13 protein-coding genes are annotated in these 14,498 nt (G+C 65.4%); 12 read left to right on the top strand and 1 reads right to left on the bottom strand.

What is annotated here, in order from left to right:
* The first annotated feature begins 21 nt into the window (after positions 1-21).
* Genes BRA471DRAFT_RS14800 through BRA471DRAFT_RS14825 form a run of 6 tightly spaced genes read left to right on the top strand, consistent with a single transcriptional unit; the run spans position 22 to position 6,191 of the window.
* Entirely contained in the window at positions 22-894 is an 873-nt protein-coding gene (locus BRA471DRAFT_RS14800) for a carbohydrate ABC transporter permease (protein WP_007608459.1), read from the top strand.
* Between the two features lie 3 nt (positions 895-897).
* On the top strand, positions 898-1,728 hold the full coding sequence (locus BRA471DRAFT_RS14805; protein ID WP_007608460.1) for a carbohydrate ABC transporter permease: 831 nt from the start codon (positions 898-900) through the stop codon (positions 1,726-1,728).
* Between the two features lie 16 nt (positions 1,729-1,744).
* The gene (locus tag BRA471DRAFT_RS14810; RefSeq protein WP_007608462.1) at positions 1,745-2,752 is read left to right on the top strand and encodes an ABC transporter ATP-binding protein; all 1,008 of its coding nucleotides are present in this window, start codon (positions 1,745-1,747) and stop codon (positions 2,750-2,752) included.
* 39 nt (positions 2,753-2,791) lie between these two features.
* The gene (locus BRA471DRAFT_RS14815) at positions 2,792-3,565 is read left to right on the top strand and encodes an SDR family NAD(P)-dependent oxidoreductase (RefSeq protein ID WP_007608463.1); all 774 of its coding nucleotides are present in this window, start codon (positions 2,792-2,794) and stop codon (positions 3,563-3,565) included.
* Positions 3,566-3,603: 38 nt separating this feature from the next.
* Positions 3,604-5,250, top strand: a complete 1,647-nt coding sequence (locus BRA471DRAFT_RS14820; protein ID WP_007608464.1) for an FGGY-family carbohydrate kinase — start codon at positions 3,604-3,606, stop codon at positions 5,248-5,250.
* Between the two features lie 5 nt (positions 5,251-5,255).
* Positions 5,256-6,191 (top strand): carbohydrate kinase, encoded by a 936-nt coding sequence (locus tag BRA471DRAFT_RS14825; RefSeq protein ID WP_007608471.1) that lies wholly within the window; start codon positions 5,256-5,258, stop codon positions 6,189-6,191.
* A gap of 6 nt (positions 6,192-6,197) precedes the next feature.
* Here BRA471DRAFT_RS14825 and BRA471DRAFT_RS14830 read toward each other — a convergent pair whose 3' ends face one another.
* Complete coding sequence (locus tag BRA471DRAFT_RS14830; protein WP_007608472.1) at positions 6,198-7,085, bottom strand: LysR family transcriptional regulator; 888 nt, start codon at positions 7,083-7,085, stop codon at positions 6,198-6,200.
* Positions 7,086-7,206: 121 nt separating this feature from the next.
* Here BRA471DRAFT_RS14830 and BRA471DRAFT_RS14835 point away from each other — a divergent pair, with 121 nt between their 5' ends.
* From BRA471DRAFT_RS14835 to BRA471DRAFT_RS14860, 6 genes are all read left to right on the top strand, one after another.
* Positions 7,207-8,628: an amidase gene (locus BRA471DRAFT_RS14835; protein ID WP_007608473.1), complete on the top strand. Its 1,422-nt coding sequence runs from the start codon at positions 7,207-7,209 to the stop codon at positions 8,626-8,628.
* 191 nt (positions 8,629-8,819) lie between these two features.
* Positions 8,820-9,770 (top strand): ABC transporter permease, encoded by a 951-nt coding sequence (locus BRA471DRAFT_RS14840; protein ID WP_007608474.1) that lies wholly within the window; start codon positions 8,820-8,822, stop codon positions 9,768-9,770.
* Positions 9,767-10,660 carry an ABC transporter permease gene (locus tag BRA471DRAFT_RS14845; RefSeq protein WP_007608475.1) on the top strand — a complete coding sequence of 298 codons (894 nt, stop codon included), beginning with the start codon at positions 9,767-9,769 and terminating at the stop codon, positions 10,658-10,660. Before BRA471DRAFT_RS14840 ends, BRA471DRAFT_RS14845 begins: the two co-directional genes overlap by 4 nt.
* A 2-nt stretch (positions 10,661-10,662) precedes the next feature.
* Complete coding sequence (locus tag BRA471DRAFT_RS14850; protein ID WP_007608476.1) at positions 10,663-11,676, top strand: ABC transporter ATP-binding protein; 1,014 nt, start codon at positions 10,663-10,665, stop codon at positions 11,674-11,676.
* Positions 11,673-12,677, top strand: coding sequence for an ABC transporter ATP-binding protein (locus BRA471DRAFT_RS14855; RefSeq protein WP_007608477.1), 1,005 nt, complete (start codon positions 11,673-11,675; stop codon positions 12,675-12,677). The genes BRA471DRAFT_RS14850 and BRA471DRAFT_RS14855 overlap by 4 nt, the downstream gene beginning before the upstream one ends.
* A 55-nt stretch (positions 12,678-12,732) precedes the next feature.
* Entirely contained in the window at positions 12,733-14,229 is a 1,497-nt protein-coding gene (locus tag BRA471DRAFT_RS14860) for an ABC transporter substrate-binding protein (protein ID WP_007608478.1), read from the top strand.
* Positions 14,230-14,498 lie beyond the last annotated feature (269 nt).

Below are 14,498 nucleotides of genomic sequence, written 5' to 3' on the forward strand. Positions count from 1 at the left end.
CCGCAAGCGGAGAAGCCAAGAATGGCAACCCGGCAGACGCAGCTTCTCGCACGGACGCTCCTGACGCCGGCGGTCGGGCTGCTGTTCATCTGGATGATCGTCCCGCTCGCGCTGACGCTCTATTTCTCGACGCTTCACTACAGCCTGCTGGATCCCGGCTCGGAATCATTCGTCGGGCTGGAAAATTTCCGCTACTTCCTCACCGATCCCGCGTTTCTCGCCTCCCTCCAGAATACGCTGGTGCTGGTCGGCTCGGTGCTGGCGCTGACAGTCCTGCTCGGAATTCCGCTGGCGCTGTTGCTCGACCAGCCCGTGATCGGCCTGAACATCGTGCGGCTGATGGTGATCGCGCCGTTCTTCGTCATGCCGACGGTGAGCGCACTGGTCTGGAAGAACCTGTTGATGCATCCGGTGTCCGGGCTGTTTGCCTGGATCGCGTCGCTGTTCGGCTTGACGCCGATCGACTGGTTTACCGACGCGCCGCTGCTCGCGGTGATCCTGATCGTGTCCTGGCAATGGCTGCCGTTCGCCACGCTGATTTTGCTCACTGCGATGCAGTCGCTCGACGAGGAGCAGAAGGAAGCCGCCGAAATGGACGGCGCCAGCGCGGTCTCGACCTTCATCTACATTACGCTCCCGCACCTCGCGCGTCCCATCACGGTGGTGATCCTGATCGAGACGATCTTCCTGCTCACCGTCTTTGCCGAAATTTACGTCACCACGGGTGGCGGCCCAGGACTGTCGACCACCAACATCGCTTTCCTGATCTATTCGCAGGCACTGATCCAGTACGATGTCGGCACCGCCTCGGCGGGCGGCCTCGTCGCTGTCGTGATCGCCAACGTCGTAGCCTTCTTCCTGGTCCGCATCGTCGGCCGCAACCTGGAGGCATGAGACATGGCGCGGATGGCGACGAGGCAGCGGGTGGTGGTCTCGACGATCGGGGCGTGGTTCTTCGGCTTCCTGATCTTCTTTCCGATCCTCTGGATGGTATTGGCGAGCTTCAAGACCGAACTTGAGGCCTTCGCGATTCCGCCGTCCTTCCTGTTCTTCCACTGGACCACCGAGAACTACGCAACGGTTCAGGAGCGCAGCGACTATTTCCTCCACGCGATGAACTCGATCATCATCGCCGGCGGTTCGACGCTCATTGCGCTATTGATCGCGATCCCTGCGGCCTGGTCGATGGCGTTCTCGCCGACCAAGCGCACCAAGGACATCCTGCTCTGGATGCTCTCGACCAAGATGATGCCACCGGTCGGCGTGTTGGTGCCGATCTACCTGATCTACAAGTCCTTCGGCCTGCTCGATTCCCGCATCGGCCTGGTTTTCATCCTGTGCCTCGGAAACTTGCCGATCGTGATCTGGATGCTCTTCACCTATTTCAAGGAGATCCCGCGCGACATCCTGGAAGCCGCGCGCATGGACGGCGCCACCATCGGCCGCGAGCTGGTCTATGTCCTGACGCCGATGGCGATCCCGGGGCTTGCATCGACCATGCTGCTGAACCTGATCCTTGCCTGGAACGAGGCGTTCTGGACGCTCAATCTGTCGACCTCGAACGCTGCGCCGCTCACCACGTTCATCGCGTCCTATTCGAGCCCGGAAGGGCTGTTCTGGGCAAAGCTGTCGGCGGCGTCGACGCTGGCGATTGCGCCCATTCTCGTCCTCGGTTGGTTCAGCCAGAAGCAGCTCGTGCGCGGGCTCACCTTTGGCGCGGTAAAGTAGGAAGGGCTGCCGGATCATGGGTCAGATCACACTTCAGGACGTGCAGAAATCCTTCGGCCCCGTGCACATCATCAAGGGCGCGGACCTGGAGATTGCCGACGGGTCGTTCGTGGTGTTCGTGGGGCCATCGGGCTGCGGCAAGACCACGCTCTTGCGGCTGATCGCGGGGCTCGAGGACGTCTCCGGCGGCAAGATCCTGATCGACGGCAAGAACGTGGTCGACACCCCGCCCGCCAAGCGCGGGCTCTCGATGGTATTCCAGTCCTATGCGCTCTATCCGCATATGAGCGTGCGCGGCAACATCGGCTTCGGCCTGAAGATGGCGGGGCTGGCCAAGGACGAGATCAACCGCAAGGTCGAGGCCGCCGCCGCGACGCTGAACCTCACGCCCTATCTCGACCGCAAGCCGCGCGAGCTCTCCGGCGGCCAGCGCCAGCGCGTCGCGATCGGGCGTGCCATCGTCCGCGAGCCCAAGGCGTTTTTGTTCGACGAGCCACTCTCCAATCTCGACGCGGCGTTGCGTGTGCAGATGCGCATCGAGGTGACGCGGCTCCAGAAGCAGCTCGGCACCACCGCGGTCTACGTCACCCACGACCAGGTCGAGGCCATGACCATGGCCGACAAGATCGTGGTGCTTAACGGCGGCAAGATCGAGCAATACGGCTCGCCGCTGGAGCTCTACGAGAAGCCGGCCAACCTTTTCGTCGCCGGCTTCATCGGCTCGCCCAAGATGAACTTCGTCACCGGCGAGCACGCCCTGCAGAAGGGCGCGGCAACGATCGGGGTGCGGCCGGAGCATCTCAAGATCGAGCGCGACGGTGCCGGCGGCTGGCAGGGAACGATCGCGGTGGCCGAGCATCTCGGCAGCGACACCTTCCTCTATGTCGATGCCGGTCCGCTCGGCATGCTGACGGCGCGCTACATCGGTGAATTGAGCCTGCACGCCGGCGACCATGTATCGCTGGTGCCGGAGCCCCCGCGCATCCATCGCTTCGACGCAAGCGGCAACGCGGTCAGGCTCTGACAAGAACCGGCAAAAAAGACAAGAATCGGAAAGAACAACATGTACCTGGAAAAATTCAAGCTGAACGGGAAGACGGCGTTCATCACCGGCGGCGGGCAGGGCATCGGGCTCGCCTGCGCGGAAGCGCTGGCTGAAGCCGGCGCCAGGGTGGTCATCGGCGATCGTGACAGCAAGGTCGCCGATGATGCGAAAGCCAGCCTGAAAGCGAAGGGCTACGACATCGAGACGGCGATCATGGACGTCACCGATACCAAGCGCGTGGCGGAAGTGGCCAACGACCTCGTTGCCCGCCATGGCAAGGTCGACATCCTCGTCAACAACGCCGGCATCGCCCGCAGCGAGACACCCGCCGAGACCGTGACCGACGAGCACTGGCTCAATGTGATCGACGTCAATCTCAACGGCACCTTCTGGTGCTGTCGTGAGTTCGGCAAGCACATGCTCAAGGCGAAGAGCGGCGCCATCGTCAATGTCGGATCGATGTCCGGCTTCATCGTCAACAAGCCGCAGGAGCAGTCCTTCTACAATGCGTCCAAGGCCGGCGTGCACCATCTGACGAAATCGCTGGCCGCCGAATGGGGCGCGCGCGGCATTCGCGTCAACGCGGTGGCGCCGACCTACATCGAGACGCCGCTCAACGCCTTCGTGAAGAGCAATCCGAGAATGTACGACGCCTGGATCGGTGGAACCCCGATGGCGCGGATGGGGCAGGTCGAGGAGATCGCCTCGGTGGTGCTGTTCCTCTCGTCCGAGGCCGCGAGCCTGATGACCGGCAGCATCGTGCTGGTGGATGGCGGCTACACTTGCTGGTAGGCTTGCGTCAAAACTGACGAGAGCTTCCGGGGGCGACAATGCCGCGAGCGTATATCGGCGTCGATGTAGGGACCACGAGCGCGCGGGCAGGGGTGTTCGACGAGGCGGGCACCTTGCTGGCGATCGCACGGCATCCGATCAGGATATGGCACGAGGCGGGTGACATCGTCGAGCAGTCGTCCCAGGATATCTGGGACGCTTGCACGGCGTCGGTACGGGCCGCGATGGCGGAAGCTGCGATCGCGCCCGGCAGCGTCGGCGGTATCGGTTTCGACGCTACCTGCTCCCTCGTGGTGCTCGACCGGCAAGGCGAGCCGCTCACTATCAGCACCTCCGGCGACCGGCAGCGCAACGTCATCGTCTGGATGGATCACCGCGCCACGGCCGAGGCGCGGCTGATCAACGAGACCGGTGACGCCGTGCTGCGCTATGTCGGCGGCTCGATCTCGCCAGAGATGGAAATGCCGAAACTGCTGTGGCTGAAGCGGCATATGCGCGCGAGCTTCGACGCTGCAGGGCACTTTTTCGATCTGGCAGACTACTTGACCTGGCGCGCCACCGGTTCGCTGCAACGCTCGACCTGCACCGTCACCTGCAAATGGAACTATCTCGCCCATGACGGCGGCGGCTGGAGCGCGCCATTCTTCAAGCGGATCGGCCTGTCGGACTTCGTCAACGAGAAATACGCCCGCATTGGCACCGAGATCGTCGCGCCCGGCACGCGGCTCGGCGCCGGTCTAACCGGTACGGCAGCTGCCGATCTTGGCTTGTCACCGGGCACACCGGTCGGAGCGTCCCTGATCGATGCCCATGCCGGCGGCATTGGCGCAATCGGCGGCCGCGACGGATCGGGCGGGATGAGCGACGTTGGCGACCGTCTCGCCTACATCATGGGAACGTCGGCCTGCATCATGGCGACGACGAAAGAACCGTGCTTCGTGCCGGGCGTGTGGGGTCCTTATTACTCCGGCATGGTGCCGAATTTCTGGCTTAACGAGGGCGGGCAGTCGGCTGCGGGCGCCGCGATCGACCATCTTCTCAAATCGCATCCCGGCCACGCCGAGGCGAGCGCGGCCGCGCGCCACGAGGGTCTCGACCTCATCGAGTTCCTCGAACGCCGCATCATCGCGCGCGCCGGCGGCGCCAGCCGCGCCGCGCTGCTGGCCCGCGATGTCCATGTGCTTCCCGAGTTCATCGGTAACCGCTCGCCCTATGCCGACCCTGAAACGCGCGCGGTAATCGCAGGCCTCGATCTCGACACCGACATCGCCTCGATGGAGCGGCTCTTCGTCGCTGGCCTCTGCGGTCTCGCCTATGGGCTTGCCGAGGTGATCGAGGCCTTTGCCGCGCATGGCGTCCACTCCAGCATCATGATCATGGGCGGCGGCGCAAGCCGCAGTCCGCTGGTGCGGCAGATCATGGCCGATACAACCGGCCTCACCGTGGCGCTGCCGCAGACCGGGGAGCCGGTGCTGCTCGGCGCTGCCATGCTCGGCGCGATCGCCGGTGGCGCCTACGCCTCGATCGGGGAGACCATGGCAAAGATGTCGGCGCTGGGACGGAAGAGCGAGCCGACCACGCCCGACATCGCCGCCTTCCACGCCCGCAAGCGCGAGGTCTACAGATTGCTGCGCGAGGTCGATCGCGGCAGCCGCGCCGCGATGCGTGGAATGGCCGGAGGTTGAAACGGATGTTGATTTCCTGCGGCGACGCGCTGATCGATTTCGTCCCGACGCGGAACACCGACGGGCGCGAAGCGGTGATGCCGGCGGTCGGCGGCTCCTGCCTCAACGTCGCAATCGGCATGGCGCGGCTCGGCGCGCCGACCGGCTTTGTCGGTGGGATCTCGACGGACATGTTCGGGCGCATGATCGCCGACCACGCCGCTGCCTCCAATGTCGAGCTCGCGCTCGCCACCCGCAGCGAACACCAGACCACGCTCGCCTTCGTTCGCATCGTCGCCGGCGAGTCGCATTACGCCTTCTACGACGCCGAGACCGCGACGCGGAATTGGACCTACCGGCGCGGCTCCATTCCATTCGCGACCGTCGAAGCGCTCCATGTCGGCTCGACCACGCTCGTCAATGACCAGGGCGCGACCGAGACCAGGGCCCTGATCGCGGGCGCACGAGCGTCCTCGACGATCTCCTTTGATCCGAACTGCCGGCCCAACCTCGTGAAGGACAGGCCGGCTTATCTCGCCCGCATGACCGAGTTTGCGGCCAGCGCCGATCTCATCAAGATGTCGGACGTCGATTTTGCCTATCTGTTCGCCGACGAGCCGTATCACCAGCGAGCGAGCACGCTGCTCGCACGCGGCGCGAGCCTCGTCGTCATCACCCGTGGGGACAACGGTGCGATCGCGTGGCATGCGGGGGCAGGGCAGATCGAGGTCGCCGCCCCCAAAGTCGTGGTCGCCGACACCATCGGCGCAGGTGACAGTTTTCAGGCGGCGTTGTTGTTCGCCCTGCACAAGCAGGGACGTCTCGCCCGACAGCAACTGAAGGATATCGGCGCAGACGAGCTTCGCCGCGCGCTGACCTTTGCCGCCAACTGCGCCGGGCTGACCTGCACCCGCCCGGGCGCCGATCCGCCCTGGAGCCACGAGATTAGTTGGAGCTCGTAGGCCGCGTCACATCCGCGCGACCGCCTTCTCGGCACATTTCAGGAAGGTGCGGATCAGCGGACTCTGGGAGTCGCGCCGCCAGCAGACCGCGATGTCGATGGAATCGGTCGCATCCCGCAGCGGCCGGAATACGACCCCGCGCGGCGCGCCGAGCTGGGCGCAGGCGGGCAGGATGGCCAGGCCTTCACCGGCGAGAACCAGGCTCATCGCCGAATGCACCGTCTCCACCCGGCTCGCAATCGGCATCACGATCTGATGCCGCCGCAGCAGGGCCGCGACTGCGGAGGAGGAGGGGTCCCGCTCCGGCGGCGGCAGCGCGATCAGCGGACGGCCCTGTAGTCGTGTCATTGGCACCGCGCTCAGGCGCGCAAGCGGCGAACGGTTTGGCACCGCCAGCATGAACGGCTGCGCGCCGATTCGGGCCACCTGAATCTCGGGATGGTTGATGGCTGGCATGCACAGCGCGGCGGTGACGCTGCGGTCGAGCAGACGCGGCTCGCGCGTCGTGGCACTGAGCTCGGCGAAATCGAGATCGACGCCGGGAATGGATCGCCGCAACTCCGGGATGAGACGCGGCAGCATCGCGTTCGCCAGCACGAACATGTAGCCGACGGACAGCCGACCACGGCTGCCGGCCGCGACCGCGCGCGCGGCTTCGATGCCGTCGGCTGCCAGCGCCAGCGCCTCGCCGGCGCGCGCCAGCAGCGCCTGGCCCGCTTCGGTCAAATCCATGCCGCGCGTGCCACGGCGGAACAGCGGCGCGCCGACCTCGGCCTCCAGCTTGCGGATCTGGACCGAGAGCGGCGGCTGCGCCATCCGCAGCCGCTCGGCAGCCTTGCCGACACTGTGCGCCTCGGCGACGGCGACGAAATAGCGGAGCCGGCGAAGATCCATTGGCATACCGAAAACGTATGGGTTGGTGTGCAAAATCGTATTGGACGCCGAGTTAACAAAACTGTCATCCTCGCTGTCAATGCTATCGGCCAACGGCGGCCGGCTTCGGAGCGATGTGACGATGAACGGCGATCCTTGCCTGCTATCCGCAACCATGCTGCGCGGCCTCATCGCGACAAAGCAGATCTCGCCCGTCGAGCTCACCCGTGCGGTGCTCGCCCGTGCCGAGGCGCTCCAGCCCGAGCTGAACTGCTTCATCACGATCTGCGGCGACGAGGCGCTTGCCGCCGCGCGCGAGGCCGAGCGCAAGCTGATGGCCGGCGAGCCGCTCGGCCTGCTGCACGGCATCCCCGTCACCGTCAAGGACATCGTCAACACCAGGGGCGTGAAGACCAGTTTCGGCGCCATTCCTTACAAGGACAATGTTCCGGACGAGGATGCCGTCGCGGTTGCGCGGCTCCGTGCGGAAGGCGCCATCCTGATCGGCAAGACCACCACGCCGGAATTCGGCAGCAAATGCTTGACCGACTCGCCGCTGTTCGGCCGCACCCGCAATGCGTGGAGCGCCGAGCGCTCGTCGGGCGGCTCCAGCGGCGGCGCGGCGGTGGCCGTGGCGAGCGGCATCGGACCGCTTGCGATCGCGACTGATGGCGGCGGCTCGACGCGAATTCCCGCCGCCTGCAATGGTGTGGTGGGTTTGAAGCAGGGCAACGGCGTCATCCCGCACAGCCAGGCGCTGGACGTGTTCGGCAACCAGACTTATGTCACGCCGATGACGCGGACCGTCGCCGACACCGCGCTGATGATGCAGGCGATGGCCGGCGAGGATCCTTGCGATCCCTGGTCGATCGGCGTTCCCGTGCCGGACTTCATCGGCACGGCCGCCCCGCGCGGCGATCTGCGTGGGCAGAAAATCCTGTATTGTCTGTCGCCGCCCGGACGCCCTGTCTCTGCCGACGTCGCAGCCAGCTTCAAGGCGAGTCTCGATCGACTCACGGGCCTGGGTGCCGAGCTCGAGGAGTTTTCGGGCGAGGGGTTCGACATCGAGCCGATCTGGCGCGCCATCAACCACACGGTCTGGCGCACGCGCTTTGCCAAACTCGCGGCCGAACATGGGGACCAGCTGAGCGAGGCCTTCCTCAAGCAGCTCGCGCTTGCCACCGACGTCAGCGGCGTCGCCTATCAGGAGGCGATGTTCGCGCGTACGGCGCTGTTCCGCCGGGTGCAATCCCTGCTTGCGCGCGGGCATCTCTTGGCCACGCCGACCATCACCCGTACGGCGCTGCCGATCAAGCAGGACCTGTTCGGCACCATCGAGATCGACGGGGCGCATTTCGACAGCATCCGGCCGCACTGGTTCCCCTGGACCATGCCGTTCAACATGACCGGACACCCCGCGATCAGTCTGCCCTGCGGCTTCGGCCGCGACGGCCTGCCGATCGGCTTGCAACTCGTAGGCCGCTTCCGCAGCGATGCTGACTTGCTGCGCGTGAGCGCGCTGTTCGAGGCGTCGCAGGGCCTTCTGTCCCGCTGGCCCGGCTGAGGTGAGGCACATGCTGCAAAGGACTTGTTTGCAAAGCACTTGCCTCCGGTGCCCGGACATGTTGATCGTGCTGCGAATGAGCCCTGAATCCGAGCGCGCATGAACGTATTTGTCCCAATGCGGCATGACGCCCGCAATCCCGTCGGTGTCGTCCTGGCTTTCGCCAGGACGACGTCGGAGCTCGTGAGCGCATGAGCGTATTTGTCCTCCGACGTCTGCTGACCTTGCTGGCGACCCTGGTCGGCGCGTCCGTGATCATTTTCCTGGTGTTGGATGCTCTCCCGGGCAACGCCGCGCAGATGCTGATGGGCGCCGATGCCTCGGCCGACGCGGTGCGTGCGCTCACCGTCAAGCTCGGGCTCGACCAGCCGCTGGCGGTTCGCTATCTGCAGTGGATCAAGGGGCTGCTCGTCGGCGATCTCGGCAATTCCTATGTCTACGGCACGCCGGTCGCAAGCCTGATTGCGGAGCGGCTGGTGCTGACCATTCCGCTCGCGATGATGTCCATGCTGATCACCGTGACGCTGGCGCTGTCGGCCGGCATCTACACCGCCGCCAACCACAACAAGCTCGGCGACGTCGGCGTGATGTCGCTGACGCAGGTGGGCATCGCGCTGCCGAATTTCTGGTTCGCGATCCTGCTGGTGCTGTTGTTTTCGGTGCGGCTGCAATGGCTGTCCGCGGGCGGTTTCCCCGGTTGGGAGGACGGCATCTGGCTCGGAATCAAGTCGCTGCTGATGCCGGCGGTGTCGCTCGCGGTGGTGCAGGCCGCGATCCTCGCACGCGTCACGCGCTCGGCCGTGCTGGAAGTGCTGCGTGAAGACTTCGTCCGCACGGCGCGCGCAAAGGGCCTCGGCAAGCGCGAGGTGCTGTGGCGTCACGTGCTGCGCAACGCCATGATCCCCGTGATGACGGTGATGGGCCTGCAATTCGCCAATCTGCTCGCCGGCACCATCGTGATCGAGAACGTGTTCTATCTGCCGGGCCTCGGCCGCCTGATTTTTCAGTCGATCGCCAACCGCGACCTCATCGTGGTGCGCAACTGCGTAATGCTGCTCGCGACTATGGTCGTCATCGTCAATTTCGTGGTCGACGTGCTCTATGCCTTCGTCGATCCCCGCATCAAGGTTCACGACCTGTGAGCGCGCCGCTGACCACCCTGGTCGACGCGCCGGCCATCGCGCGCCCTCTGCCGGCCCGGACCTTCTGGCGCCGCGCGCTGCATCATCGCAGCTTCGTGCTCGGCGGCGCGCTGAGCCTGCTGGTTCTCGCCTCGGCGCTGCTGTCGCTGCTGTGGACGCCCTGGTCGCCTTATGAGATCGACATCGCGTCAAAGCTCCGGCCCCCCTCGGCCGCGCACTGGCTCGGCACCGACGTCTTCGGCCGCGACATCGTCTCGCTGCTCCTCGCCGGCGCCCGCTCCACCATCATGGTCGGCATCATCGCGGTCAGCATCGGCCTCACCTTCGGCGTCTGTCTCGGCCTGATCGCGTCGGCCAAGCGCGGCTGGACCGAAGAGATCATCATGCGCTTCTCCGATTTCACCTTCGCCTTTCCGGCCGTGCTCTCCGCCATCATGCTCGCCGCGGTCGTTGGGCCGGGCATGGTGACCTCGATCGTCGCCATCGGCATCTTCCAGATCCCGACGCTGATCCGGCTGACGCGCGGCTCGGCCAATGCGATCTGGGCGCGCGAATTCGTGCTGGCCGCGCGCGCGGCGGGGAAGGGCAAGTTTCGCATCACCATCGAGCACGTGCTGCCCAACATCCTGTCGATCCTGATCGTGCAGGCGACGATCCAGTTTGCGCTCGCGATCCTTGCCGAGGCCGCCTTGTCCTATCTCGGTCTCGGCACGCAGCCGCCGCAGCCGTCCTGGGGACGGATGTTGAATGACGCGCAGACACTGCTGTTCCAGTCGCCGATGCTCGCGGTCTATCCGGGTGCTGCGATCGCGATCGCGGTGCTCGGTCTCAATCTGCTCGGCGACGGGTTGCGCGATCTGCTCGATCCACGACTGGCGCGGGAGCGATGACGATGGGCGAGCGCTCGACCATGCCGTTGATCGAGGTCGAAAATCTCGGCGTGCGCCTCAATACCAGCCGCGGGCCGGCACAGGCCGTGCGCGGCGTCAGCTTTGCCCTGAAGCGCGGCGAGACGCTCGGGCTCGTCGGTGAATCCGGCTGCGGCAAGTCGGTCACCGCGTTGTCGCTGATGGGGCTGCTGCCGGACAGCGCGTCCGTCATCGGCAGCATCAAGCTGGATGGCGGCGAGCTCGCCGGATTGTCGGACGCGGACTATTGTCGGCTGCGCGGCAATCGCATCAGCATGATCTTCCAGGAGCCGATGACCGCGCTCAACCCGATGCACACGATCGGCCACCAGGTCGCCGAGCCGCTGCGGCGTCACAGGAAATATTCGGCATCGCAGGCGCGCAAGGAAGCGATCGCCTTGCTCGAGCGCGTCGGGCTGCCTGATCCGGCCAGGCGTGTCGACGCCTATCCGCACCAGTTTTCCGGCGGCCAGCGTCAGCGCGTCACGATTGCGATGGCGCTCGCCTGCGAGCCGGACCTTCTGATCGCGGACGAGCCGACCACGGCGCTCGACGTCACTATCCAGGGCCAGATCCTCGACCTCATCGCCGATCTCGTCGAGGAGCGCGGCATGTCCATGATCCTGATCTCGCACGATCTCGGCGTCATCGCCGAGAACGTGCAACGCATGATGGTGATGTACGGCGGCACGATCATCGAGAGCGGACCGACCGACGAGGTGTTCCGCCGGATGGGCCATCCCTACACGCAGGGCCTGTTCCGCGCCCGACCGAAGCTCGGCGCGCGCAAGGGGACGCGGCTGACGACGATATCCGGCACGGTGCCGGAGCTCGCCGATCTGCCTTCCGGTTGCACCTTCGCCGATCGGTGCCCGCTCGTGATCGAGCAGTGCCGGGCCGCGCTTCCACCGATGGTGGACGTCGGACCGGGCCATTTCGTGCGCTGCATCCGGACCGACGTGTCCATGGCCGAACGCGTCGGAGCGCTGACCGCATGAGCACGGCGCCTCTTCTCGACGTGAAGGATCTCGAGCAGCGCTACACGCTGCCGCGCGAAAGCGTGTTCCGCCCGCCGGGGCAGGTGCGTGCGCTCAACGGTGTCAGCGTGCGGGTCGACGCCGGCAAGAGCCTCGGTATCGTCGGCGAATCCGGCTCCGGCAAGTCGACCTTCGCGCGCGTGGTGATGGCGCTGGAGCGGCCGACATCGGGGCAGGTCGCGCTGCTCGGCCGCGACCTCAACCGCATCTCCGCTGACGAGCTGCGCCGAGCCCGCCGCGATTTCCAGATGGTGTTCCAGGATCCCTACGGATCGCTGGATCCACGCCAGACCATCGCGCGTATCGTTGCCGAACCGCTGACCGTATTGGAGGGGATTGATCGCACGACGCTTCGTGCCCGCGTCTCCGCGGTGCTGCGGCAGGTGGGCCTGCGCGATGCCGACATGGAGAAATATCCGCACGAATTCTCCGGCGGCCAGCGCCAGCGCATCGCCATCGCGCGCGCGCTGATCACCCAGCCGAAGCTGATCGTCGCCGACGAGCCGGTCTCCGCGCTCGACGTCTCCGTGCAGGCGCAAGTCTTGAACCTGATGCAGGACCTCCAGGAACAGTTCGGCCTGAGTTACGTCCTGATCAGCCACGATCTGGCCGTCGTCGACTATCTCTGCGACGAGGTCGCGGTGATGTATCTCGGCCGCATCGTCGAGCAGGGCCGTCCCGAGGATCTGTTCGAGAGCTGCGCCCATCCCTATACGCGAGCGCTACTGGATGCCGTGCCGCGGGTGCGCGCCGGCGGCGGCCGGCGGCGGCGCGGGGCCCAGGCAATCGCCTCGCAATCGGTGGTCGCGACCGGGTGCCCCTATGCCTCGCGATGCGCGCTCGCTGACCAGCATTGCCGCGAGGTTCTGCCTGAGCTACGCAAGGTGGGCGAGACGCATCTGGCCGCCTGCCACAAGGCGGAAGCCGTGATGGCGTTGCCGCAGTTGCCCGCGGAAGGTTAGTGTCCGGGGCGGAATTGGCGTAGGCTGGGACGAGATGAAGGCCGGGGAGTTACGCATGTTCAGGAAACTATCGATTGTCGCATTCGCCGCCACGCTTGCCTTGGCGCCGTTGCCGGTGCTGGCGCAGAGCAAGAAGGACAGCGTCGTCATGGCGATGACGCTGGAGCCGCCGGGGCTCGATCCCACCAACGCGGCCGCCGCCGCGATCGCCGAGGTCACGCTCTACAACATCTACGAGACGCTGACCAAGATCAACGAGGACGGCTCGACCTCGCCATTGCTGGCGGAGAGCTGGACGGCCTCGCCCGATCTGAAGACCTATACGTTCAAGCTGCGCAAGGGAGTCAAATTCCACAATGGCGAGCCGTTCGACTCGGCCGCCGTGAAGTTCTCGTTCGAGCGCAATGCCGTCGCCAGCAGCACCAACAAGGACAAAAGCCTCTTCCAAGGCTTCGAGAAGGTCGATGCGCCCGATGCCGACACGGTCGTGATCACCCTGAAGAATTCAGAGCCTAACCTGCCGTTCCTGCTGGGGCAGGCGAGCGGCTCGATCGTCGAGCCGAAGAGCGCTGCCACCAATATCACGCAGCCGGTTGGGACCGGGCCCTATCAGTTGGGCGCCTGGGCCAAGGGCTCCTCGATGACTCTGACCAAATGGGCCGACTATCGCAACGCCGCAGCGATCAAGCTGTCGAAGGTGACGATCCGCTTCATCTCCGATCCGTCGGCGCAGACGGCCGCGCTGCTGTCGGGCGACGTCGATGCTTTTCCGCGCGTCTCAGCCCAGCGCACCATCGCGCAGTTCAAGGCCGATCCGCGCTTCAACGTCCTGGTCGGCGGCTCCCGCGCCAAGACCATCGTCGCCATCAACCACCGCAAGAAGCCGCTCGACGATGTCCGCGTCCGCCGTGCGATCCTTGCCGCGATCGATCGCAAGGCGATGATCGACGGCGCGGTCGACGGTTTCGGCACGCCGATCGGCAGCTTCTACGTCCCGACCGCACTCGGCTATGTCGACACGACAGGCATTAACCCCTACGACCCCGAGAAGGCCAAGAAGCTGCTGGCCGAAGCCGGTGTCACCACGCCGCTCGAACTGTCGCTGAAGCTGCCGCCCCCGCCTTATGCGCGGCAGGGCGGCGAGATCCTCGCGGCCCAGCTCGCCAAGGTCGGCATCATCGCCAAGATCGAGAACGTCGAATGGGCGCAATGGCTGTCGCAGGTGTTCGCCGGCAACGGTCCGCACAATTTCGACCTCACCATCGTCAGCCATGTCGAGCCGTTCGATCTCGTCAAGATCACCGAACAGGACTACTATCTCGGCTACAACAACGCGGCGTTCAACGCGCTCTACAAGCAGATCGTGTCGACGCCGGATGAAGCCGCCCGTGCCAAGCTTCTCGGCGATGCCCAGCGCATGCTGGCCACCGACGCGGTCTCCGGCTATTTGTACCAGCCGCAGCTGATCACCATCACCAACAAGAAGCTGAAGGGCGTCTGGAAGGACGTGCCCCAGTACGAGAACGATTTCTCGACGTGGGCGTGGGAGTAGGGGGCTGCTGGGTCGATTGCGCGATTTCGGTGACGATCTCTCCAACGGAAGAGATCGTCACGAGACCGGTCCAAACAAAAACCTGAAAAACAACCCCATGCACAGTAGCCGGGGGTAGTCATTTCAATGGCTTGCGCGTCACGCGATCAGATGGTTTGCGGCGATGCCGTTGATGCGTCGGGCAAAACACTGGCATGATGGCATCATCGAGGAAGGCCGCGCCCGCCTGGTTGATTGCGCCGGCCCGATGCTCCCCCGACTTTGAACGT

It is taken from the genome of Bradyrhizobium sp. WSM471 (assembly GCF_000244915.1).
In the GTDB taxonomy this organism is placed as follows: domain Bacteria; phylum Pseudomonadota; class Alphaproteobacteria; order Rhizobiales; family Xanthobacteraceae; genus Bradyrhizobium.

Excerpts from the sequence above, each read along its gene's own strand:
- BRA471DRAFT_RS14800 (WP_007608459.1), top strand. The coding sequence starts at position 22 with ATGGCAACCCGGCAGACGCAGCTTCTCGCACGGACGCTCCTGACGCCG.
- BRA471DRAFT_RS14805 (WP_007608460.1), top strand. The coding sequence starts at position 898 with ATGGCGCGGATGGCGACGAGGCAGCGGGTGGTGGTCTCGACGATCGGG.
- BRA471DRAFT_RS14810 (WP_007608462.1), top strand. The coding sequence starts at position 1,745 with ATGGGTCAGATCACACTTCAGGACGTGCAGAAATCCTTCGGCCCCGTG.
- BRA471DRAFT_RS14815 (WP_007608463.1), top strand. The coding sequence starts at position 2,792 with ATGTACCTGGAAAAATTCAAGCTGAACGGGAAGACGGCGTTCATCACC.
- BRA471DRAFT_RS14820 (WP_007608464.1), top strand. The coding sequence starts at position 3,604 with ATGCCGCGAGCGTATATCGGCGTCGATGTAGGGACCACGAGCGCGCGG.
- BRA471DRAFT_RS14825 (WP_007608471.1), top strand. The coding sequence starts at position 5,256 with ATGTTGATTTCCTGCGGCGACGCGCTGATCGATTTCGTCCCGACGCGG.
- BRA471DRAFT_RS14830 (WP_007608472.1), bottom strand. The coding sequence starts at position 7,085 with ATGGATCTTCGCCGGCTCCGCTATTTCGTCGCCGTCGCCGAGGCGCAC.
- BRA471DRAFT_RS14835 (WP_007608473.1), top strand. The coding sequence starts at position 7,207 with ATGAACGGCGATCCTTGCCTGCTATCCGCAACCATGCTGCGCGGCCTC.
- BRA471DRAFT_RS14840 (WP_007608474.1), top strand. The coding sequence starts at position 8,820 with ATGAGCGTATTTGTCCTCCGACGTCTGCTGACCTTGCTGGCGACCCTG.
- BRA471DRAFT_RS14850 (WP_007608476.1), top strand. The coding sequence starts at position 10,663 with ATGGGCGAGCGCTCGACCATGCCGTTGATCGAGGTCGAAAATCTCGGC.
- BRA471DRAFT_RS14855 (WP_007608477.1), top strand. The coding sequence starts at position 11,673 with ATGAGCACGGCGCCTCTTCTCGACGTGAAGGATCTCGAGCAGCGCTAC.
- BRA471DRAFT_RS14860 (WP_007608478.1), top strand. The coding sequence starts at position 12,733 with ATGTTCAGGAAACTATCGATTGTCGCATTCGCCGCCACGCTTGCCTTG.